This window comes from Acinetobacter sp. YH12070 (genome assembly GCF_013419625.1).
GTDB classification, from domain to species: domain Bacteria; phylum Pseudomonadota; class Gammaproteobacteria; order Pseudomonadales; family Moraxellaceae; genus Acinetobacter; species Acinetobacter amyesii.
Genome location: NZ_VOZT01000020.1, coordinates 38,483 through 61,201, shown reverse-complemented (window position 1 = coordinate 61,201; position 22,719 = coordinate 38,483). Strand labels below are relative to the sequence as shown.

At 39.8% G+C, this 22,719-nt stretch carries 19 protein-coding genes and 1 pseudogene; 6 read left to right on the top strand and 14 right to left on the bottom strand.

Translation table 11 applies throughout. The annotated features are described in order from the left end of the window. Both FTU17_RS08050 and FTU17_RS08045 read right to left on the bottom strand, forming a co-directional pair. Positions 1 to 86: pseudogene (locus tag FTU17_RS08050) on the bottom strand (IS1595 family transposase); the annotation flags it as partial. 142 nt (positions 87 to 228) lie between these two features. After that, on the bottom strand, positions 229 to 690 hold the full coding sequence (locus FTU17_RS08045; RefSeq protein ID WP_180007847.1) for a hypothetical protein: 462 nt from the start codon (positions 688 to 690) through the stop codon (positions 229 to 231). Positions 691 to 863: 173 nt separating this feature from the next. Here FTU17_RS08045 and FTU17_RS08040 point away from each other — a divergent pair, with 173 nt between their 5' ends. Together FTU17_RS08040 and FTU17_RS08035 are read left to right on the top strand one after the other, a co-directional pair. Then, the gene (locus tag FTU17_RS08040; protein WP_180040404.1) at positions 864 to 1,724 is read left to right on the top strand and encodes an alpha/beta fold hydrolase; all 861 of its coding nucleotides are present in this window, start codon (positions 864 to 866) and stop codon (positions 1,722 to 1,724) included. A gap of 216 nt (positions 1,725 to 1,940) precedes the next feature. Further along, a complete protein-coding gene (locus FTU17_RS08035; RefSeq protein WP_078188537.1) occupies positions 1,941 to 2,426 on the top strand; it encodes an Lrp/AsnC family transcriptional regulator in 486 nt (161 codons plus the stop codon). 85 nt (positions 2,427 to 2,511) lie between these two features. On the opposite strand, the gene FTU17_RS08030 is transcribed toward FTU17_RS08035, so the two are convergent. The 10 genes from FTU17_RS08030 to FTU17_RS07985 form a co-directional block, all read right to left on the bottom strand. Next, positions 2,512 to 2,724 carry a hypothetical protein gene (locus FTU17_RS08030; RefSeq protein ID WP_111884970.1) on the bottom strand — a complete coding sequence of 71 codons (213 nt, stop codon included), beginning with the start codon at positions 2,722 to 2,724 and terminating at the stop codon, positions 2,512 to 2,514. After that, positions 2,721 to 2,933, bottom strand: a complete 213-nt coding sequence (locus tag FTU17_RS08025) for a DUF4177 domain-containing protein (protein ID WP_078193931.1) — start codon at positions 2,931 to 2,933, stop codon at positions 2,721 to 2,723. The genes FTU17_RS08030 and FTU17_RS08025 overlap by 4 nt, the downstream gene beginning before the upstream one ends. 203 nt (positions 2,934 to 3,136) lie before the next feature. After that, positions 3,137 to 3,994 carry a tetratricopeptide repeat protein gene (locus FTU17_RS08020; RefSeq protein ID WP_180105529.1) on the bottom strand — a complete coding sequence of 286 codons (858 nt, stop codon included), beginning with the start codon at positions 3,992 to 3,994 and terminating at the stop codon, positions 3,137 to 3,139. Positions 3,995 to 4,089: 95 nt separating this feature from the next. Further along, positions 4,090 to 5,313: a sodium/glutamate symporter gene (gene gltS / locus FTU17_RS08015; RefSeq protein ID WP_180011287.1), complete on the bottom strand. Its 1,224-nt coding sequence runs from the start codon at positions 5,311 to 5,313 to the stop codon at positions 4,090 to 4,092. 205 nt (positions 5,314 to 5,518) lie between these two features. After that, positions 5,519 to 5,734, bottom strand: coding sequence for a hypothetical protein (locus FTU17_RS08010; protein ID WP_180059714.1), 216 nt, complete (start codon positions 5,732 to 5,734; stop codon positions 5,519 to 5,521). Between the two features lie 106 nt (positions 5,735 to 5,840). Beyond that, positions 5,841 to 6,851, bottom strand: a complete 1,011-nt coding sequence (locus tag FTU17_RS08005) for a hypothetical protein (protein ID WP_180040398.1) — start codon at positions 6,849 to 6,851, stop codon at positions 5,841 to 5,843. Positions 6,852 to 6,950: 99 nt separating this feature from the next. Beyond that, positions 6,951 to 9,590 carry a bifunctional aconitate hydratase 2/2-methylisocitrate dehydratase gene (locus tag FTU17_RS08000; RefSeq protein WP_078193936.1) on the bottom strand — a complete coding sequence of 880 codons (2,640 nt, stop codon included), beginning with the start codon at positions 9,588 to 9,590 and terminating at the stop codon, positions 6,951 to 6,953. A gap of 296 nt (positions 9,591 to 9,886) precedes the next feature. Beyond that, the gene (locus FTU17_RS07995; RefSeq protein ID WP_078189189.1) at positions 9,887 to 10,156 is read right to left on the bottom strand and encodes a hypothetical protein; all 270 of its coding nucleotides are present in this window, start codon (positions 10,154 to 10,156) and stop codon (positions 9,887 to 9,889) included. Between the two features lie 296 nt (positions 10,157 to 10,452). Beyond that, positions 10,453 to 10,812, bottom strand: a complete 360-nt coding sequence (locus tag FTU17_RS07990; RefSeq protein ID WP_078193938.1) for a hypothetical protein — start codon at positions 10,810 to 10,812, stop codon at positions 10,453 to 10,455. Between the two features lie 112 nt (positions 10,813 to 10,924). Further along, positions 10,925 to 11,359: an I78 family peptidase inhibitor gene (locus tag FTU17_RS07985; protein ID WP_078189190.1), complete on the bottom strand. Its 435-nt coding sequence runs from the start codon at positions 11,357 to 11,359 to the stop codon at positions 10,925 to 10,927. A 299-nt stretch (positions 11,360 to 11,658) separates the two neighbouring features. Between FTU17_RS07985 and FTU17_RS07980 the strand changes: the two genes are divergently transcribed. The 4 genes from FTU17_RS07980 (at position 11,659) to xseB (ending at position 15,205) form a co-directional block, all read left to right on the top strand. Further along, on the top strand, positions 11,659 to 12,306 hold the full coding sequence (locus FTU17_RS07980; protein WP_180135067.1) for a LexA family transcriptional regulator: 648 nt from the start codon (positions 11,659 to 11,661) through the stop codon (positions 12,304 to 12,306). Between the two features lie 15 nt (positions 12,307 to 12,321). Next, the gene (locus FTU17_RS07975; RefSeq protein ID WP_180135066.1) at positions 12,322 to 13,617 is read left to right on the top strand and encodes a Y-family DNA polymerase; all 1,296 of its coding nucleotides are present in this window, start codon (positions 12,322 to 12,324) and stop codon (positions 13,615 to 13,617) included. Between the two features lie 123 nt (positions 13,618 to 13,740). Next, positions 13,741 to 15,021, top strand: a complete 1,281-nt coding sequence (gene xseA, locus FTU17_RS07970; RefSeq protein ID WP_180135065.1) for an exodeoxyribonuclease VII large subunit — start codon at positions 13,741 to 13,743, stop codon at positions 15,019 to 15,021. Next, complete coding sequence (gene xseB, locus FTU17_RS07965) at positions 15,011 to 15,205, top strand: exodeoxyribonuclease VII small subunit (RefSeq protein ID WP_180004957.1); 195 nt, start codon at positions 15,011 to 15,013, stop codon at positions 15,203 to 15,205. The genes xseA and xseB overlap by 11 nt, the downstream gene beginning before the upstream one ends. 71 nt (positions 15,206 to 15,276) lie before the next feature. Here xseB and FTU17_RS07960 read toward each other — a convergent pair whose 3' ends face one another. After that, positions 15,277 to 19,797 carry a translocation/assembly module TamB domain-containing protein gene (locus FTU17_RS07960; RefSeq protein WP_180040388.1) on the bottom strand — a complete coding sequence of 1,507 codons (4,521 nt, stop codon included), beginning with the start codon at positions 19,795 to 19,797 and terminating at the stop codon, positions 15,277 to 15,279. A gap of 21 nt (positions 19,798 to 19,818) precedes the next feature. Next, positions 19,819 to 22,560 carry an autotransporter assembly complex family protein gene (locus FTU17_RS07955; RefSeq protein ID WP_180135064.1) on the bottom strand — a complete coding sequence of 914 codons (2,742 nt, stop codon included), beginning with the start codon at positions 22,558 to 22,560 and terminating at the stop codon, positions 19,819 to 19,821. Between the last annotated feature and the right edge of the window lie 159 nt (positions 22,561 to 22,719).

Sequence of the window (22,719 nt, the reverse complement as noted above, 5' to 3'; positions counted from 1 at the left end):
GCTGTTTTAGAAGCAGGAATATCAATGCAAAAGCACTGAATAATTTTTTTAATCTTATAGTGACTTAATTTACTGTTTTCTATCATGATTCTAGACTAACATATCTATTCTGCTAGTCTAGAGCCATATAAATTCTTCGACCTAACAATCGTCTGCACTTTAAAAGCTTTTATCTCCTTGATTAGCCTCCAATCTAATTGATACGATTTTTATTTGATACTACTTTGCTTAAAACCAAAATTTAACGATGACTCCGAAGAGCAATCCGAGTGTTGCAATTAACTCGCCAATCACCAATCCAAGCATTGCCATACTCATCATCCATTTAGGTAAATGCCATTTGCCTAAGACGTGCGGTACTTTAAATTGATTGGTGGTATCAGCTAAAAAGCCATGCAGCACATAGCTTAAAATCGAAAAGCTAAAAAAGAACAAATTGATGATTACAAAGAGTAAATTGAGTGTATGTGGAAGTGCTGAAAAATAGGCCAATACCGCCAAAATGAGCGTCGCTGGGGCGTATAACAAACTGCTCCGATGTGCGATATCTACATAATAATGCGCACGTGCCAGTTCAGACTGCCTTATTTGTGCATATTTCCACACACCTGTGAGCATACCTACCCATAAATAAATCCCACTAAAAACTATCGCAATTTTTACTGCACTCGAAAGTTGAAGCATGTCCATTTTAATTTACATCCATTGTTCAATTATACGCATTATTTTTATCTGTATTTCTTCTGCAATAGTACTTGCTTCAAACCTGTTATGACATGACTTTAGAGTCATACTCTTTTCAGGTTTCTTTTTGGAACTTGTGTAAATTAGTGACATCGGAACACACCCATGAAGTTTGAATCATGTCATCATCTGAAAAACTCACGATTCATTGCCAAGACGGCTATTCACTGAGTGCGCGCTTTTATCCGCACCAGACAGAGCTCAAACAGGCTTTACCTGTGTTGATTTGTCCAGCCACAGGCATTACCAAGCAATTTTATAATAGCTATGCAACATGGTTGAGCCAACAAGGCTATGACGTTTTAGTTTTCGATTTTCGTGGTATTGGTGAGTCGCTACACAGCCCTTTAAAACAATCGACAGCAAGTATTGTGCAATGGGGGCAGCTAGATATCCCTGCGGCAATCGACGCTTTGATCAGTAAAACGCAGGCACCTAAAGTCATATTACTCGGTCATAGCGCAGGCGGACAATTATTAGGTATCGTGCCAAATTATGACAAAGTTGCCAAAGTGGTTGCTGTTTCTGGCTCTACAGGTCATGTCAAAGATCTTAAAGGTCGCACCAAGCTTTTAGCTCCTGTGATGTTTAATGTGATCTTCCCGATTGCACGCTATACCATTGGCTATGGCCCGACCAATGCGATTGGTATGGGTGAAAATTTGCCAAAAGATGTTGCTCGTGAATGGGCTGAATTTTGTAGCAAACCCGGTTATGTCATCAACGCCTTAGGCAAAACTGTTCAGCATGATTTTCATCAACAGGTGAACTGTCCGATCACTGCCGTATGGAGCTCCGATGACGAAATCGCCACGGAAGCCAATGTCAAAGACTTGCTGCGCTTATACCCGAATGCTTCGACTCAAATGATTGAGTTAAAACCGAAAGAAACAGGTCATAAAGCCATCGGACATATGTTGATGTTTAAATCGTCACATCAAAATCTATGGCCGATCATTGAACAACAGTTACACGCTTAAGTTTTTGCCACTCAGTCAGTAATCCGGCTGAGTGGTCTTTTTATGGTCTGCACAAGATTCTCTACTTTTAGATTCATTCACACTGCCTGACAGCTTACATATTTTATTTTTCTATCTTTAAAACCTGTACTGAAGGTCCAAGTGTGCTTATTTTCTTCAGCCGACCATTGCAAAAAATGATATAACTATTTTTTCTCAATTATATTCTATTTTGGCATGAGTGAAGCACGACACAACCTCGACAGAATTGATCGTTTAATATTATCCGCATTAAGAGAAGATGGACGACTCACCATAGCCCAGCTTTCTGAACGTGTTGGTCTCTCCTCTTCGCCGTGTTGGACACGCTTAAAGCGTCTAGAAAATTTAAAAATTATCGACGGCTATACAGCCAACATCAATCCAAAATCGATTGGGATCAATGAATTATTCTTTATTGAAATCACATTAGAACGTCACGATGATGAAATTTTAGATCAATTTAGTGAAACTTTAGCCAATATGCCAGAAGTGGTAGAAGCACATTTAGTCACTGGCGATTATGATTATTTGGTGAAAGTTGCAGTTAAAAATGCTGAACACTATGAGCGTTTTTTACGTAAAAATTTATATTCTATGAAAGGTATACGCCATACCCGCTCTATTTTTGCGCTACGACAATTAAAATCTGCCAGCAGTGCTGACCTTATGATGATTGAGTAATGAGCCAATATAGATTTAATCTATAAGATGACTTTAAAATTTAAAGGCAATTGAGTTCAGCACTCAATTGCCCTATTTATGTGTTCTAATCTATATAGCCATCTTTTTTCAATTTTTTATCTGTCAAATACTCACGTATGACCAATGTTGCAATAATAATGATGGCTTCTAAGATCGCTACTGTGATGGTTATTTTGGTAAATACTTCGACACTGAGCAACACAAACCATAATTGAGAGATGGCTAATAAACCCCATAAAACTGAAATAATAAGTGCACTAAAGACACCGTATTTCATTTTTCTCTCTCCAAAACAACTACATAAGCTTCGCGCTTCCAAAAAAGCAGCATACGGCGGATATCTTTTTCCATCGTAATCACCGCCCAGCCTTGCTGTGCATTTTGATTTAAAAAATTGGTGAATTTAACAGGATCAACTTTTGAAGAGCCAAGCAGCAAAGATCCCAGCATACCTTCTTGATAGATAACAACTTTATATTCTTTCATCAATATAGTTCTTTATGGTTATAGTGAAATGAACAAATGTTCAGAGCAAAGTATAACGATCGGTTTTCCCTAAAACAACCAAGTTTTAACTGTCAATTTGCTCAGCATTTTTTTCAATTTTATGCTTTAATACACGCAGTATGAGATGAGCCTTATATGAGTATCACGCGAGTGATACGACTAGCCCCTAACCATGGGGCTTTTTATTGTTTTCTACTTAGCTCACATTGTTGTATTTCATTGTTCAATTCTGACAAAACGAGACTGTGAATTTCACATGTTTTCACAGGGTCCTGCTCATAAGCCGAATTAAACCATGCAACAGCTTTTTCAAAATCTCGCTGTACGCCTAGCCCACCTAAATAAAAACTTGCTACGCTAATTTTTCCGTTCAAATCATTTGCTTCCGCAGCCTTTAAAAACCACGGATAAGCCTTTTTATAATCAGGCTTTGCGTCAATACCTTGATAATAAATCATACCCAAACGGGACTGATATTGAGCCAAGCCTTGTTCAGCCAACAACATCGTTGGCTTTTCAGCAAGCTGCATATTTTGCTTCGTATAGTAATAATAGTCGGCCAATTGTTCGATATCTTCTTGCTTGCCTTTATTTGCAAATTCAATTAAAAGACTTTCCAATTTTTTCTCATCCCTTGGAATGAGTTCATATTTATTCATAATCAAAAGCATACGCTTTGAATCATCTAAGTTTCTTTCAGCACCGATCTCAAACCATTTTGCGGCTTCTACATAATCTACTTTTACTCCTACACCTTTGTAATACATCAATCCCAAATTTTGATTTGCAGAGCGGTGCCCTAAGGCAGAAGCACGCTTATACAGCGCTATGGCTTCAGGCAGATTAATCTCCACACCTTCTAGCCCCATATGTTTCAGTACAGCCAAATCATAAAGCGCCTGTTTATCGTTATTTTTTGCTTGAACGATGGTCTTTCGGACATCAATTTCGGCTGAAAAGGTTATAGAAAATGGAAATGCTGTTAATACAAATAGCATGAACAATTTGATGTAAGGCAAATGATATTTTAAAACTTTCATTGTTTATTATTCTTGATCAATAAGATGGTGAAAAATGAAATGCTAAAGCACTCTATCTAGATGCTTTAGCATTTTTTAAAGCTGTATATATAGTATTAACCAAAGAAGCCTATCGTTGCCTGAATGACCACAGCATTGACAATATCTACAAAGAATGCCCCTGTCAAAGGAATAATCAAAAAGGCTTTATGTGATGGCCCATAGGTATTGGTCACTGCCTGAATATTGGCAATCGCTGTCGGTGTTGCACCCAAATTTATACCACATTGCCCTGCACAAAGTACGGCTGCGTCATAGCTTTTTCCCATGATCTTAAAAGTTACAAAGTACAGATACAGTGCTAAAACGAGGGTTTGTACCAGTAAAATAATCACCAGCGGGCCTGCAAGATCTGCCAATAACCAGAGCTGCAATGACATCAGCGCCATGGATAAAAATAATGCCAAGGATGCGTTACCAAATACATCGATACAGCGATCAAACATTTCAATTTTAAAGCCAAGTTCAAGGGTGTTTCTTAAAAATACACCACACGCTAAAGCCCAAACGAAGGTAGGTAATTCAAACCACTGTCCACGAGCAAACTCTGTCATGAAATAAGCAAAGCTGATACAGATGGCAAACATCCCCATCGTTTTGACGGCATCATCTGCGGTAATTAAACGAGTTTTTTCAGGATATTCGAAAGGCGCCGTTTCAGATGCAGGCGGTGCTTCATTACGTCCTGTTGTCGGTACAAGTTCTTCTGCCAACTGAAAACGGCGGATGAGGAATTTCGCCACTGGCCCGCCCATCATGCCACCAATGACTAAGCCGAATGTTGCACTTGCCATACCGAGTACGACTGCGCCTTGTATACCATGATCTTGTTCAAAGACTGTGCCCCATGCACCTGCTGTACCGTGACCGCCAGTTAATGTGACTGAACCTGTAATTAAACCGATGAGCGGATCTAATCCTAAAATTTTGGCTAAACTGATACCAACGATGTTTTGCAGCATGACAAATACAATCACACAACCTAAAAACAGCACCAGCGCCTTTCCGCCTTCTTTGAGTTTTCCAAGACTTGCGCTCAAGCCTACCGATGTAAAGAACATCAGCATGAATATTTGCTGGATTTTGGCATCAAAATTTACGGTGATATTAAAGTTTTTAAATAATATAAATGTGATAATCGCAGCGACCAAACCGCCTGCTACAGGTTCAGGAATGTTGTATTTTTTCAGGATGGAAATTTTGTGTACGAAGAAATAACCGATAAATAAAACCAAAACCGCCACGACAATTGTCAAAAAAGCATCTAGCTCATAATTCATAATTTAATCTTAAGTGCTCAATTTTATTTATCTTTTTACATAATTATTTGATTTTTTCAGCTAGAAAAATGTAAATAAGCTATTTCCCCCCCTTCTTCTACTACACATTTTTGAAGCCTAATAAGTGAAATAAATAAAAATACTCAGCGTATGTGATGTGCTGAGCATTGGTTATTTATGACTGAATATAAAGATTTTTGAGATATTATTTTATGTCGAATACCCAGTTATGCGCCTCTTTATCACTGGTGGTTTCACAGACATAGTAATCTTGATCCCAAGCATCTTGGTTAAACATTTCTTTTTTGTGGTAAGTCATCTGTTTGCCATTTTCGACACAGACAAAGCTTTCGCCTTGGTCTTTGACTTGGGTTCCGTTGAGGAAGCCACCAATACAGAGGAATCGGGATTGTTTGGGCACTGATCTATGCTACTGTAAAATAATATTAGTTGTGATTAAACGTTGTATTCTTAGAACTGTAAATAACATTTATAAATAAAAGCCTCCAATTAAGAGGCGATTATTTCTATTTTTGACAGTTATTCAAACTATTTTCTATATAGCTTTTTTCTAATTGTCCTTGTTTAAAGGATTTTAATAACCGTTCCAACCTCACTCTATTCCCAGGATAAGAGCAATACAATTTTTGCACATCATTTATTTTACTCAAAGAAGTAAGTTTACTTAAAGAATCTACGGCACCTTGCTCAACCCTAGCCCAATTTACATTTAGTTTTTTCAAATCATACTTATTGTTATGTACTGTATATAGAATATGATAATAATGAAAATCTTTTTCTGCAGGATTCATTTCCTGTATATCATTAATAATCATTTGAATAGCATCATAATTTTCTCCAAACCACTTTTTCTCAAAACTTTCCATAAATGTATTATAAATAACTCTCTGTTTTGGATATTTTACAATTCCATCTTGATAAGCTCTTAGATAATTTTCTTCAAAACCTAAATCACGTAGCGTCATTAAAAGAATGTAGTAATAAAAAGGATCTTTTGATGCAACATCATAATTTTCCATTAGAAAATTTAAATTCTGCATTGATTTATCAGCAAAATATTGCATATTATTTTGCGATACCTGTGAACTATAACTTCCCCCTCTAACACTCCAAGCCTGTTGCCTAACCCACATTGCATAATAAATATAACCTAATGGTGATTCTGGTTCAGCTTTGATCCATTTCTGTCCTTGAGCAATATTCTCTTTGTAATAATTTGAAGATGTTACACGATGCTTATTTACGATTCTAAGAAAAGAATCTAAATAACTTGTGTGTTTAAATTTACCATCAAAATTATATTCTTCGCTATTTAAGAGTTGATTGGCGTTAGTTGAGATTTCTTTGAATTTTTTTGCTTGGATCAAATCTTCAATGTCAGATTGTACTTCTGAGTTTGTTCGATATGCATTTTCATCAACTAACTTAATATTTGCTAGCTTTGTAAAAGATACCTCAGCAAAAATATTTGATGAACAAAGTGTTAATAGTATAAGTGTAATGTTTTTTAGTTTCATATGTCTAATTTCTAAAATATTATTTTGCTATTTCTATTGCAATTTTATATAAAGAAAATCCCACATGACGTGGGATTTTCTTATTAACTACTTAATCAATTAAGACAATTGAGCAGCAGCAATTTTCTTAGTATCAACGTCTTTAGCAGCGTCAGTATAGTCGCCCATTTTGTCGAAGCTTAAGTATTGGTAGATGTCGGCAGACATGCTATCAATTTGAGCTGCGTATTCTTGGTACTCAGCTGGAGTTGGTAATTTACCAAGTACAGCAGCAACAGAAGCAAGCTCAGCAGAAGCTAAGTAAACGTTCGCACCTTGACCTAGACGGTTCGGGAAGTTACGAGTAGAAGTCGATACACAAGTAGTGTTCGGAGCTACACGTGCTTGGTTACCCATACATAATGAACAACCTGGCATTTCTGTACGAGCGCCAGCTTTACCATAGATGTTATAGAAACCTTCTTCCATCAATTGACGTTCGTCCATACGAGTTGGAGGAGCCAACCATAGACGAGTAGATAAAGAACCACCAGGAACTTTGTCTAGAAGTTTACCAGCCGCACGGAAGTGACCAATGTTAGTCATACATGAACCAACGAATACTTCGTCAATTTTTGTACCAGCAACGTCAGAAAGCAATTTAGCGTCATCTGGGTCGTTCGGGCAGCAAAGAACTGGTTCAGTAATTGTAGAAAGGTCAATTTCATACACTTTAGTGTATTCAGCATCTGGATCTGCTTTGATTAGGCTTGGGTTCGCTAACCATTTCTCCATGTTTTCTACACGGCGCGCCATAGTACGAGCATCGCCATAACCTTCAGAAATCATCCATTTCAACATAGTAATGTTTGATTTAAGGTATTCAGCAACTTTCTCTTCAGAAAGTGTGATAGAACAACCAGCAGCAGAACGTTCAGCAGATGCGTCAGAAAGTTCGAACGCTTGCTCAACAGTAAGGTCAGTTTCCATTTCTGTAAGGTCGATCTCAAGGATACGGCCAGAGAAGATGTTTTTCTTACCTTTTTTCTCTACAGTTAAGTCACCTTGTTGGATCGCAACGTAAGGAATCGCATGTACTAGGTCACGTAGAGTGATACCAGGTTGCATTTTACCTTTGAACTTAACAAGAACAGACTCAGGCATGTCTAGTGGCATAACACCAGTTGCAGCAGCGAACGCTACAAGACCAGAACCCGCTGGGAAAGAAATACCAATTGGGAAACGAGTATGTGAGTCACCACCAGTACCAACTGTATCTGGAAGAAGCATACGGTTTAACCAAGAGTGGATAATACCGTCGCCTGGACGTAGAGAAACACCACCACGGTTCATAATGAAATCAGGAAGCGTGTGCTGCATTTGAACGTCAACTGGTTTTGGATACGCAGCTGTATGACAGAAAGATTGCATAACTAGGTCAGCAGAGAAGCCTAGGCAAGCAAGATCTTTAAGTTCGTCACGAGTCATTGGACCTGTTGTATCTTGAGAACCAACAGTAGTCATCTTAGGTTCACAGTAAGTACCTGGAAGTACACCTTGACCTTCAGGAAGACCACAAGCGCGACCAACCATTTTTTGAGCTTGAGTGAAGCCTTTACCAGTAGCTGCAGGTTGAACTGGAGTACGGAATAAAGTTGAAGGTGCAAGACCAAGAGCTTCACGAGCTTTAGTTGTTAAACCACGACCAACGATAAGGTTGATACGGCCACCAGCACGTACTTCATCTAAAAGAACTGGAGTTTTAAGTTCAGATTCAGCGATTTGAACGCCGTCTTTGAACGCAGTTACTTTAGCAGCAGCGTGGTCGATTTTAAGCGTGATTTCGTCGCCCATGTTCATGTTTTGAACATCGATTTCTACTGGCAATGCACCAGCATCTTCCATAGTGTTGAAGAAAATCGGAGCGATTTTAGAACCTAAGCAATAACCACCGTCTTTTTTGTTCGGAATGTGAGCAATTTCGTCACCAAAGAACCAAAGTACAGAGTTAGTTGCTGACTTACGAGAAGAACCAGTACCAACAACGTCACCTACGTAAGCAACTTGGTTGCCTTTCGCGATAAGCTCTTTGATTTGGCTAAGTGGACCAACTTCGCCAGGAACTTCTGGATTGATACCGTCACGTACGTTTTTAAGCATTGCGTTAGCATGTAACGGAATGTCTGGACGGCTCCACGCGTCTTGTGCAGGTGACAAGTCGTCTGTGTTCGTTTCGCCAGTTACTTTGAAAACTGTAAGTTTGATTTCTTCAGGAACGTCTTTACGGCTAGTGAACCATTCAGCATCTGCCCAAGATTGCATAACTGCTTGTGCATTCGCATTGCCCGCTTTTGCTTTATCAGCAACGTCGTGGAAGGCATCAAATACAAGAAGAGTTTTCTTAAGTGCGTCAGCAGCTAATTCACCAAGCTCTGCATCATCAAGAAGTGCAACTAAAGGAGCAACGTTATAACCACCAAGCATAGTACCTAGTAGGTAAACCGCACGTTCTTTAGTTACTAGTGGAGAAGTCGCTTCACCTTTTGCCAAAGCAGCTAAGAAAGCAGCTTTAACGTATGCAGCTTGGTCAACACCCGCTGGAACACGGTTTTCTAGTAAATCAACTAAAAATGCTTCTTCGCCAGCTGGTGGGTTTTTTAATAATTCAACTAATGCAGCTGTTTGAGCATCGTCAAGTGGCTTCGGTGGGACTCCGAGTGCGGCACGTTCTTCAACGTGTTGGCGGTAAGCTTCTAGCACGGTGTTATTCCTCTTTTTTAAAAAATTATTTACGCATTCCTGCTTTAAATAAAGCTACGCAAATAATATGGACTGCTAAATTTTACTAAAATTCCAGTTAAAAGTTAATGCACTACAAGTGTTTCTTCGTGATGCCCGTTATTTTATAAATAAATGATCCTCATATCGTTTATACATTAAGCAAAATCAATACTTAGAACACGCTTTTCTTGCGCATATTAACTTTTGACTAAAATTAACCATCAAAAAAAGGCAACTAAATGTTGCCTGTTTTTATCAGTATTGGATATTCCACCTTAGTGTACAGTGGTTGCAGTGATATATTGCTGAAGTTCTGCTCGATCGCCTGTAAATCTGAGGCACCATTCGTCCTGACATGTGGTTTGATGTTGATTACTTGCAAAGCTGATATCGACCAAATAGCGTTGAGAAAATTCATCTACTTTTTGGCGTAATGTGACTTTATCTCCAATGCTGAGCACGTAGTTCCCACCACCGATAATTGCTACGCCTTGTTCATCTTCTAGGAGTAGATCTGAGTGATGCATATAACCTATAACGTCCATATTCTGCTCCTCTACTGTTTTTTATTCTCCATTTCATTATTCATTAAAAAGATTTGCTTTTCTATATTTATGATTTAGCAAGTTGTCACAATTTGTATTCCGCTATGCTTAGGCTATTTTAAGTCTTTAAGCATCTTATACTCAAAAGTAACCCGAAGATAAATATGCATTCGCAAAATAAGCATGAACTCAATCATATGGCTAAACAACGGATAGTTACCCAGTTGTAACTACTCACTGATGAATACAGCCTTTAGGTTTTGCTTTACGCGCTTTCTCGCATAAAAAACCGTTCCTTAGAACGGTTTATAATCTGGCATTTCAGTATGCGGTGTTGCGATACATTTTTCAGTAAACTCAGCACGAATTTTTTCACGTGCTTTTTCAACATCAGTATTAATCTCAGCTTGCGGCAAGGCATAAACTTCATCAATGATGTTCAGGATAAATCCTTTGGTGGTTTCATCCTCAATTTTGTTGGCATGCTCAACTGCTTTGTCTTTTTCAATTGCATTTTGACGATCTAACATAATCGTACGTGCAGCATTACCTACACTGCGGCAGTAACCCTGCCACTGCTCTTCAGGGGTTAATGGTTTTTTCTCAGCACAGCCGACCAAAGCCACCATAACGGATAAAGCAAATAACTTTTTCATGAACTTCTCCTTACGAGGGGCAATATAAAAGATCGTAATGGATTTGTCATTTAAATTAGTCGCAGCCGAACAAACAAAAAAAGCCCTTTCGGGCCTTTTTTATAAGTTTGCATTAACCGCAAGTTGCTTGAATAATTTTTTGATTGATTGGATTTACCGTGACAGTGACGCGCTCTACACGATAATCCATTGTCACTGGCTGCCCAGGTTTGACTAGACGGACAATTTGAGCTTGGCTAATCGCCTTGATCTGATCTTCAGTCAATTTTGCTTGGCCAATCAGCGTCTTGGCCTTATCAGCGACACATTGAGTTTGGCTACTACGGAATAATGCCCACTCTTCAACCACTTGCCCGTTTGGCAAATGGCAATACCCGACCTGACCATTTGCTTCATCACGAATTTCAAGTTTACCTTTTTGCTCGACACAATATTGGCTGGCTGGATTTGCCATACCAATTTTTTCTGGTGTCGTTTCAGTTTGTTGTGTTGTACTACAACCCGCCATAAATGCTGTCAGTGCAGCTAAAATCCATATATTTTTCATCATGTCTATTTCTGAATATAAAAATTTAACTTATCAAGTTTATGGCAACTAAACGAGTTGTTTATTGCAATTTTTAGCAATCCTTCTGCTTTCTGCGATTGGGCAGCAATGCAGCCTTTATTCAAAATACAGCACGCCATTTTCTGTGAGCCGATGATGATTTTTGCAATATTTAAAACGACTCAACTTGTCGCAGTTTTGATTTTAAAGGTTTTATTAATTTGAAATTTGACCTGCCCAACGCGTATCCTAAAAAAAGTAATTTTCTTCAAACACGCCACGTTGCGTAGGAGCAAAATATGTCAAAAAAACTGCCAATTTATTTTTCGGACCAAGCTTGGTCGTCTTTGCAACAGCTCATGGGCGAAGATGGTAAACCGAGTCCCACCATCAATGCCCTGCTTGAACAGCAATCTCAAGAACCTCCTAAAGATCCATTTTTGGATTCTTCGCTCAATGTTCAGCCTGTTCAAAAAAATACCCGTATTGAACTTCCCGTTGCCTTGGAACGTATTCCTGCTGGCCCAGCTTTCGCCAATAAAGATGTTTTTGAAAAAGTCTTAGACCTGAACGATTATTTGGTGATTAACCCGCTCGCTACATTTGTTGCGCATGTCGATAGCGAGTCTTTACTCAATGCTGGCTTTGAAATTAATGATACTTTTTTGGTGGATCGAAGCTTAGAAGCCAAACATGGCGATATCGTAGTCGCACTAATTGATAATCGTGAAATCACCTTAAAGCGTTTGATGATCACCGCAAAAATGTCAAAAGAAGAAATTGCCGACATTTTTGGTGACCCCAATAAAGTCTTACCCAAAATTTGGCTAAAAGCAGAAAATCCAGCCTATGCGCATATTATCCCTTCAGATAGCGAATCTATCATTGTTCAGGGTGTTGTGACTTTTAATTTAAAGCAATTTTATAAGCGCTCATCACACACCTAAACACAAGAATTCGTCATGAAAGCTGCAAATAAAATATTTGCGTTAGTTGACCTCAACAACTGCTACGTCAGTTGTGAGCGTGTCTTTAACCCAAAGCTCAATAATGTCCCTGTCGTCGTGCTGTCCAATAACGATGGCTGTGTTGTATCTCGAAGTCAGGAAGCCAAAGACCTCGGGATTAAAATGGCTGTGCCGGTCTATCAAATTCAGGATTTAATCCAACAGCATCATGTTCAGGTGTTGTCGAGTAACTATGCTCTCTACACCGAAATGTCTAATCGATTTATGAATATTTTAGGCCTGTATGTCGGCCCCGAAGACCGTGAAGTTTACTCGATCGATGAGTGTTTTTTAGATCTCACCGCCTATCAAGAACTGTTCGATTTAAGCCTATATGCCAAAGAAATACGAGAGACGATCCTAAAATGGCTAGGCTTAACCTGCTGTGTCGGGATTGGTCGCTCTAAAACGGAAGCCAAAATAGCCAACCATCTTGCCAAAAAAAATGCGTATTTGAACGGTGTGTGCAATTTAGTTGAAATGGACCCGTGTTCCTCAGAACAGCTCCTTGCCCATACGCCAGTCAATGAAGTTTGGGGCGTCGGTCGAAATCATACAAAAGCCCTGAATCAACTTGGCATTCATCATGTTCTAGATCTGATCAATGCACAGCCTAAAGATATTCGAAAAAAATTTAGTGTGGTGATGGAAAAAACCGTCTTGGAACTGCAAGGTCTATCTTGTCTGGCTATTGAAGAAGAAGCACCGAGCAAACAGCAAATTATCAGTAGTCGTTCCTATGGTCAGCCAGTCTACGAACTGGAAGATATTAAAGCCTCTATTCGTGTATATATCGCGCGAGCCGTCACACGTTTAAGAGCAGATCATTCTCTATGTCGTATGGTGGGAGTGTTTATTCAAACGAGCCGCTTTAATTCTACTGAAAAATACGCACCTTATCTGGCCATTACACTGAATGAGCATACCGATGACTTAATTAGTATCACCCAAGCAGCAACGCGTGCCGCCGAAAAAATCTTTAAAGCGGGATTTAAATATAAAAAAGCCGGTGTGGTGTTATTAGAAATCATTCCAAAACAAAACTTTACCCCAGATTTGTTTTGCGATATGGCGTTAAGACAAAGCCGTTTGAAACTGTCCGACACCATCGACGATATTCAAAAAAAATTTGGGCATCATTTTGTCTCGATCGGCTTAGCGCAGGACGATGCTGCAACATGGCGGATGAAAAAAAATCTGTGTTCCCCCGCTTACCTGAGTAATTGGAACGAACTGCTTCGTGTGAAATGAAACGCTACGCTGTAGTGGCGCTGATAATGTCTGCTGTGTTAACCGAAATGATCATTTGCAATTGCTGAATATTTATTTAGTATTTAAATGAATATTCATTTGTATATTCTCCTATTTTAAATTATGTCTGATGTTCAATTAACGCTGAGCGAATACCTATCTGCGGTCAAAGAAGTCATTCAATTGGCTTTTAATGATGCCGTGTGGGTCAAAGCCGAGATTCGAAATTTAAACATCAAAGGTGGACATTACTATTTAGAATTGGCTGAAAAAGAACAAGAAAGTGATAGAGTCATTGCCAGTTGTAAGGCCACAATTTGGAAATTTACTGCAAATAAAGTTGTCGGAAAATTTGAACGTGAAAGCGGCATTGAGCTCAGTCGTGACTTAAATGTCTTGGTTAAAGTGCGTGCCAAATTTGACCCGCAGTACGGCTTTTCAGTCAATATCGAAGAAATTGATTCGAGTTTTACCTTGGGTGATCTAGCTCGACGCTATCAACAAATTTTAGAAAAACTCACCAGCGAAGGTCTGATTCATAAAAATCGAAACTTGCCTGCGCCATTTGATATTCAGCATGTCTTGGTTATTGCGCCTGAAAATGCGGCTGGCTTAGGTGACTTTAAAAAAGATGCAGATGCACTACAACATGCTGGCGTGTGTGAATTTGTCTATCATGCTGCAACCTTTCAAGGGAATACCGCAGCACAAAGTATCCGAGATGCTTTAGCACTGGGTTTAAGACAATGGGCCAATGACTTTCAAACTGCGCCAGATTTGATCGTGATTATTCGTGGTGGCGGTGCTGTTAACGATCTTGCTTATCTGAATGATTATGATTTGGCTGCACTTTTATCTAAGCGTAGCGTGCCAATTTGGGTCGGTATCGGCCATGAAAAAGACCGCACGATCTTAGATGAAGTTGCACATCGCTCTTTCGACACCCCGAGTAAAGTGATTGGGGGGATTCGTAATCATATTGTTGAGCGAACACAAGAAGTTTTAGAGGCCTTACAAAGCATTCAACTGCGCTCTCAACATCAAATTGCTCTGTATCAAAGTCAAAATGATCAGTTGCTACAGGTCATAAAGACCTTGGCTCAAAGTCAAATCAATGACTCAACTCGGCTCTTACAGCAATACCAAGATAACACTGCTTATTTTGCTCAGTTACAACTTAAAACAGCTGCACAGAATATTGAAATACTCATGCGTGAGACTTTGCTGCAAAACCCTGCACATGTGCTCTCCAAAGGTTATGCCATCGTCCGGCAGCAAGGTCACGCCATTCGTGCAACGAAAAATCTTCAGCCTTCAACGCATTCACCGATTGAAATTGAAATGCAAGACGGTGTCATCACGGCTGACATTCAACATATACAGGTAAAAAATCATGACGACTGATACACTAAGTTTTAAAGAAGGCTATGAAGTTTTAAAACGTAATGCTGAATTACTCGAATCTCAGCAAGAACCCGACATTGATAATCTTATGAAAATCGTTGAAGAGTCGATGCAAGCCTATAAAGCCTGTAAGTCTCGTGTTGAAGCGGTACAACAGGCACTGAATGATACGTTTAAAGATTGATTTCTCAGCTCATCATTTGTATAAAAAACGCAGCCTAAGCTGCGTTTTTTATACTCAAATTTTGACTTCTCTTAGAAGCGCCAATTATAGAACAAGTCGATTGCTCGTTCTAAAGACTGACTCGCTTCCAAGTACAAACGTTGATTCATTTGATAACGTAAGGTCAGTTTATTCACTGGTGTAAATACTCCGACGCCATAACGAATGAATAAGTCAGGTGTGATATAACCCGTCACAGAAACCTGAGTATCATCCCCTGTTCCTTGAGCATCCAATGCCAAACCACTCAAACCAAATGTACGACCAATTTGATTGGTCAATGCACGTGTACCACCCAAGCCCATACTAATACCGGCTGCAGCAATCGTATTGTTCACATCAGAACGGAAACCTTCCGCCTGACTTAAACCTGAACTTCCTTCATTGATACGACCTGTAATTAAGGCATTTAAGGCTTCTTGTTCAGACAGACCTGCATCGTTATACACCTGAATTGCAGGACTTGATGCTGTACCCGTCACACGAACACCAACGGTACTGCCTTGTACGGCTTTATTGGCATCAATATCTAAAGTTGGGTTCGCCAATGGTCCATTGAAACGGGCAATCGCACGGTTCAAGTCAAGACTTTGACCATAAGCTTCGATTTTCACACGCTGAGAAACACCGATTGCACCATTGGCACGCATTGCTGTTTCTAAACCACGTTGTGTCAAATTCAAACGACCAATCAACGGAATTCGGCTATCAAAACCTTGGAAAATCACTTGATTACCAATATTTACCTGTACGTCAGCGCGAATATCCCAAGGACGTGCCGATTTTAAGATCTCAAGTTGGTTATCACCTTCATGTACCACACGTACATCTGAAGATACCCCAACCACTGTTGCAGAAGATTCCGGCATCGAAATCAATGCACGCGGCACATCAATTTTACCTTTTAAGGTTAATTTCTTACTGAAAGGCAGCACATCTAAAGATAAATCAGGCGTTACAACAGCGGTGATCAATGGCGCTTGACGGACTAACATTTCATTACCCGTTAAATTCAACTGGATACGTGGATCATTTTTCCAGTCAATATTTCCGGTTAATTTGCCCACACCACGCCCACTGTTAAATGCACCATCAATCGTCGCATGGTTTTGACGTACAGCAGAATACAACTGAATATTGGTCAAGTTCACAGGCAATGAAATCATGCTAATCGAGCCATTTTTCACTCGAATCTCACCATCCATTAAAGGCTGTGACAATGTTCCGCTAATTTTTGCCGCATAAGACAACGTACCGCCCATTGAACGGACATCTTGTATAAATGGTTTTAAGATTTTCAATTGAACTTGGTTAAAGGCCACTTCACCACGGATCGGTTTATTGGCTTTATACGGATCAATAATAATATTGGCATAACCTGTACCAATATCAGGAGCTTTGGTATCGAGTCGAATCTGTAACCCTTCAGCGACACTTTTCGCAATCAAACCTACTTCGTCATATTTTAAAGTGGATGCTAAATACTGTGGATCTTCAGCTGCTAAACCAAGTAAACCGTCACGAGTCACTAAACGTGCATCAATTTTAGGTTTTGCACCTTTCGCCCAAGACGCTTTTGCATAACCATTCACTTTACCCGTAATCGCCAGGCCTTCAGGCATAAATGCTGCAAAATCATTTAAGTCTAGGTTCTTTGTCACAAAGGATACATTGCCGCGGTTTTTATTCACACGAATCGGCTGATCAAAACATAATTCACTTTGCTGGCTCATCCAACAATGTGCGCCAACAAATAAGTCAGACTGTGCAGTGTTGTAAATAATCGATGCATTTTGACGCTGCACAAGACGGGTACGTAAGGAGTCAAAATCGCCTTTTTGAATCTGACCAAGCCAATTATTTTGTGCGTTAAAACCACCAGCTAACTGCACATAAAATTTTGATAATTTATTTTCAGCACTGACTTTTAATAAATGCGCATTACGTGTACCGGCCAGTGAAATTTGACCTTTCACAATCTCACGGTTGTTACTACGTAAATTATCCATCGTTGCCGTTAATAAACTTGGTGAAGTCGCAGAAGTTGGCAACTCGCCTTGCACCCGTATTTTTTTCACACTGAATAAATTATTAAAAGCAAAATCATCTATTGCGATATTGGCAGATGCTTGCAGTCGTGGTTGTGCTTGAACATTTAAGTAGCCATAAGCACGTCCACGTAGGCCTGCATAAATTTCATATAATGCCGGTGCATTAATTTTCAATTGTAAATTTTGTGCATTACCTGTGGCTTGAATTTGGTTATTGGCATAAGCCAACAGTAAATTATTCGCTTCAAACTGTTTTGGCATAAAGCCGGATTGATTTGAATTAATCACCATCGCCAAGTTACCTTGACCACGGACAGGTTTGTTATTGATCATACCTGCCAAATTCAGACGTTCAATTTGAATACGTTTTAGCGTATCTGACCACACACCACTGGTTTTTAAATTTCCAGATAATTCACCCCGTACATTTGAGGCAAAGTAATGCGGCTTAAAATGCACCAGTGATGCATTAATATCCCAACCAATGGCTTTTTGTAGTAAAACTTGTCCATTGGCAGAAATTTTACCTGCCACGCCATCATGACGCAGCTCGGCTATTTTAATTAATTCAGGTGTGCCAGATACTTTGAAAATCAAACTGCCTTTACTTGCGGCAACTTGGCTTGCATTGAGGCCACCATCATAATTCACAGCAAAAGCTTTAAAGCCTCCACCTTGTTTCTCATCATGGAAAGTCAGCGCAGCAGTAGATTTACCTGTTAAATGAACCGTTTCATTTTGCTGTGCTAGTCGGCCTAACAAATCAATATTATTCAGCTGAATAATCTGTTGATTTGGTTTTGCATAACCATTGGCTTTTAATGACCCTGTAATTTGATCGACAGGCGCAGCAGCTACGATGGTTTGCGGATTGAACTGCTGTGCTTGTACATTGGCTTGCCATTTCAGCATACGTTTTTGATCAGGCAATTCTACAACTGCATTACCTTTGAGCTGACCTTTGTCGGCCACATAACTAAAGGCAGGGACATTGAGATTGTTATTTTTCAGATTCAGTTTGGCTTGATATTGTCCAGCAGGCAGAGCACCTTTTTCATGTCTTGACACGGTGGTCGCCACATTAATGTTTTGCTGACCTTCTGTAAGTGCCAATTGCACATTGCCCGAATCACTACTCAACCATCCAACATATGGCACTGCACGGTCTATATTTTTCCAAGACACATCCATCAGCATCGGCTGAGCTTTATTATTTTTAGCAGGCGCTTGATCAAGTTTTAAATTCCAAGTTTCATATTGGTCAAAATCCACCAACGCCGTCAGGTGCATACCTTTTTCAAGGGTCCCTTTAGACGCAATCTTACTGTTTAAATTTACAGGTAGAAAATCTTGAACCACTTGCGGGATCAGCTTATGTTTTGGATTAATTTTATCTAAACGACCGCTTACATCCCAAGTGACCTGATCTTTCCAACTCACCACGCCACCCAAATTGACAGCGCCGCCCATCACTTGACCATTTAGGTTAGTAATATCAAGTTGGTTGACCAAGTCCGTACTCATGAGCGCAGTATATTTACCTTCAGGGATATTGGCACCGCTCAGGTCCGTGTCTAAATCTAAATTAAGACGCTGAATATCCCCTTTGAATTTTGCCAGACCATTTTTAGCAAAAAGCTTTTGCTCCGTCAGTAAAGGTAAATGATAGTTTTTAAATTTGAGTGCACCAAACATCGGGACATGTGGACGCATCGGATGGACCACAGCCCAACCAGTTAGAAGATCTGGGGTATGGGTTGCTACACCGGCTTGTATCGTATCCAACGATCCTTTAGCCACCACTTGAATATCATGAATATTCAGACTTTCACGTAGTGAAGGTAAATTGACAATGCCCACAGCATTTAGCGGATATTTGCCTTCAAATTTCATATTTCCCGAAGCTTGACGCACAGATAAATAGCCCATATCCATACGGGTATCTTCGAATTTTAATTCCGTCCCTGACCAAAGCGCTTCATTTAATTCAATGTCATAAAAATCCACACCTGAACTATGGGTTTTAATCAGCATATGATCTAGATCTGCATGATCGACACGAAGTACGAACGGCAGACGGATTTCACTAAATGCAAAAGGTTTATCGCTAGGTGGGGTCTTGGTAATAATTTGCAGATTTTTAACATCTGCTTTATTTAAATGAATTTCTTTATTAATAATGGCGCGCCAACCGAGTGTAATATCGGCACGGTCAATTTTTACATCGACAGGTTTTAGCGTAACGAGGACATTTCGTAAAATAATGCCCCGCCACAGGTTACCACCTTCATATTCATAGTGAATGATTTGCTGACGTTCCAGAACACGGTCAAGTAAAAACTTACTGCCTTTGTCTGTAGAGAACATAACTGCTAATGCAGCCACCAAAAAGATAAGCACGAACACGAAGGTCAAAATGACACTTCGAAGAATACGACGCTTCTTCGGCAGTTGCTCTACCGGCGTTTCGTTTTCTGGTTCTTGCTGTTCTTGTTCAGTCATAAAAAACACATCACCTAAAAATTATAATTGTGAACCAATAAAGAAATGTAAACGAATTGGTTTGCTGTCGTCAGAAAGTCCAGTAGCGACATCTAAACGAATTGGGCCAATTGGAGAAGCCCAACGAATCCCCACACCTGCGCTATATGCAGTCGGTGTATTAAAGTCTTTATCGTACGCATTACCAAAGTCACTAAAGACCGCAGCACGCCAGCCTTCTTTAAATTGGTAGTTATATTCTAATGAACCCGTTGCCAAGACTTGACCACCAATTTTATAGCCATTTTCTTCGGCCGCTAAACTCTTATAGTCAAAGCCGCGAATGGTTTGGTCACCACCGGTAAAGTAGCGTAAGTTATAAGGAACTTTATCAAAGTTCTCTGTCAGAATATAACCTAAATCACTGCGCCCAACGACTTGGTGATTATCATTTTCACCCAACGAATAAATAAAGCGCCAGCCCGCATTCAAGATCGCCATATCAGCATCTGAAAGTAAGCTTTCACTTCCGACTTCAACTTTATAGGTTTGCTTGATCCCTTTACTCGGATTCACACGTTTATCAGAGTCGGTTCGAGAAATTTCATAGCCAAACATCAAGGACTGTTGTTCATTGTTGGTATTCACCAAGAATGCATCTGGAATGTCATCACTAGGATTAAGTCCGTCATCAGTAATACGGTCCAAACGATAACGTAAACCAAAGGTATGCTGCCAACTACCACGGGGGTTTTTAATAATCCGGTCCACACCCGCTACAGCAGATTCAATGGAAAGATTAACACCTTGACCGACATCATCACGTTCTTCACGTTCATAACCACCGACTAAGCTGACATAGTCATTTAATGGGTGGTTATATGGAATGTTATAGCGTCCATCAATCGATTGACGGATTTTGGATACTTCCATGTTGGCGTCAAAAGAATGACCACGTTTATTCACGATGGCACGGCGATACTGGCCACGAACACGTGTACCGGTGTCGGTACCAAAACCAGCACCAATTTCTGCACTATTCAACTTATCTGCATTTAGTGTCACAATCACAGGGACTTTTTTATCTTCACGTGCTTGCGCTTTTAAACGTTCTTGTTCTACTTGTTTAGCATCTTGCGTATCTTGCAAACTGCGTAATTTAGAGGATTGCTCTACATCATTCACCCCCGCAAATTGGTCTTCATTAACCACTTTTTGCGTCACTTCTTTATTCGACATCACTTCCGTTTTGTCTTTCACTACTTGTGAACTTTCTGACAACTGATTTTGATCGACCAAGGTTTGAATATCCGGGGGCAATTCAAGTGGCTTTTCTATCGGGTCTGGTCGAATTGAATCAACCAAGGTGTAGTTAAAATAGCGAGAGTTGGTCAAGTTATTAGCCAAACCATTCACACGCCAGAAAGTATAGTCAGCACCATCTTTCCACGTCACCAAACTTTCTAAAATATCGCGATCCAATGGAAACTCTGCATTAGGATCACTCATTCGAAATTCGACTTCGCCAAGCTTATAACGCTCACCCGTCTCAAAGCGCAAATTGATATCGGCTGTATTTTGTGGTTGAGCCACTCTTACATCGTGCAAACGCCAGTACGAGTCGAAATAACCGTTATTAGTTGCTGCATCATTAATTCGGCCTTTCGTCGTTTCGTATTCACCATGATTAAGAATGTCACCTTCTTCCTGATCTGGTAAAACACCAATCACCTGAAACTGAGCTTGGTTCGCCCCAGCCCCAGAAAATTCAACATTCTGTTTTTCAATTTGCACAGGCGTATTTGGTGTAACCAATACACGAACTTTGCTGTCAGAGACTTTTTCAAATTTGAATTCTGATTGATAGAAACCCACGGCTTGCGCGGCTTGATTGGACAAGCTACGTAATTGAGGCAAAGCCGATGGAAAATCACTAAAGGATTCTTGAGTAAAACCTGAAAGCTTACCTTTAATATTGGCTTTGAGATCTTCCAGTGCCGCACCGTAGGCCTTACTCGACGTTTGACTGGTGTTATGTGCTGAGGTAATTTCAACATCCGCACTAATTCGTGGCACTTTTGCCGTATTCATCTGACGTGGCGGACGTACTTTATATAATAAGCGCTTGAAAATTCCCGGCTCTCCATCATCCTCAACTGTTGGGTTATGCAGCTCTTGCAGAGTATTGGCATTTTCATTTCGTGTCGCGGTAATTTCATTATCCGAACGAATTTCACCCATGAGCTGATCAATATTGACTGGCGCTTGGTTAATTTCCGTTAACTCTTTTTGGGTAATATCCGCAACAGCAATTTCTGTTTGCTTTATTGCACGGTACTCCTGTGCTTGACGTTTGGCTTCTTCAGCAACTTGGAAGATTTCATTCGCCATGTTTTGATCAACAGGTGTCACGGGTAAGTTTTCTAAATCTTCAAACTCAATGGGTTTAAATTCTTGTAGTTGTGTTCCTGCTTGCTGCTGTTCTTGCAGCATTTTCATGCTATCAACAGATTCTTCTGGTTCATTTATATTTTCAATTTTTTCAATTGCTTCAGGCGTCGATAGCCCTTGCTTTACAGCCTCATCCTTGATTTCAGCAACAATCTCTGATTTTGTATCTGCAGATGTTGCAACCGTTTCTGCGGGAGTTTGGGCGAAACTATGCTGAGCACACAAGGTCAAAAAGATGCTCATATATAGACTTTTATTGCTATGATGCTGTCGTATGCAGTGAGCTATACTGTGATGAAGCAATGTTTTTTTAAACTTGATTTTTGCAGGCATAGCAAACTCTAACAAATTTCATTATGTAATGGACTTAGTCAACCAGATATAGAGCTAAAGATCTTATATCTATTGGTTTTTCGCCATCTCCAAACTCAAAAAACATATTACATGATTTTTTAGAGATTTTACCAATCACTCACATTTCTTAATAAAACT